The organism is Streptomyces sp. PTL18 (assembly GCF_059510295.1).
In genome coordinates this window covers 1-411 of the sequence record NZ_JCAJZO010000148.1, presented here as the reverse complement: position 1 = coordinate 411, position 411 = coordinate 1, and the positions used below count along the sequence as shown (strand labels likewise).

Here is a 411-nt window from a genome sequence, read left to right as displayed (position 1 = left end):
ACCGGTAGCCGAACAGGCGATGGATCAGCTCTGCGACCCTTGCCAGGGTCCACCGCTGGTCCTCGCGCCAGCCGTGCGCGGCCGGGCCGGCCTCCAGCTCGGCCTGCAGGCGCTCGGTCTGGTCATCGCTGAGCTGGCACGGAAAGCCACCAGGCCCCTTCGAGGCCAGCGCCGACCTACCGCCGTCCCGCCAGGCCGCGTGCCAGGCGTAAGCCGACTTCCGCGACACCCGTAACCGGCGGGCCACCTCCGGCGGCCGCACCCCCTGCTCGAACATCCCCGCGGCCTCGAAACGCACTGCTTCACGCTTCGCCCGCCCCACAGCGGTCAAGCCGCCGCCATCCGCGTACCTCATGACGAGGATGTAGCACCGCCAACACCCGCTGTCACCCCACCCTTTCAGCCTCAGCG

General features: G+C 71.3%; 1 protein-coding gene. It reads right to left on the bottom strand.

Translation table 11 applies throughout. The features are described from left to right. The coding region (locus AC5WS8_RS39410; RefSeq protein WP_496108280.1) for a helix-turn-helix domain-containing protein at nt 1-355 on the bottom strand (355 nt) is incomplete at its 3' end. Nucleotides 356-411: the final 56 nt, after the last annotated feature.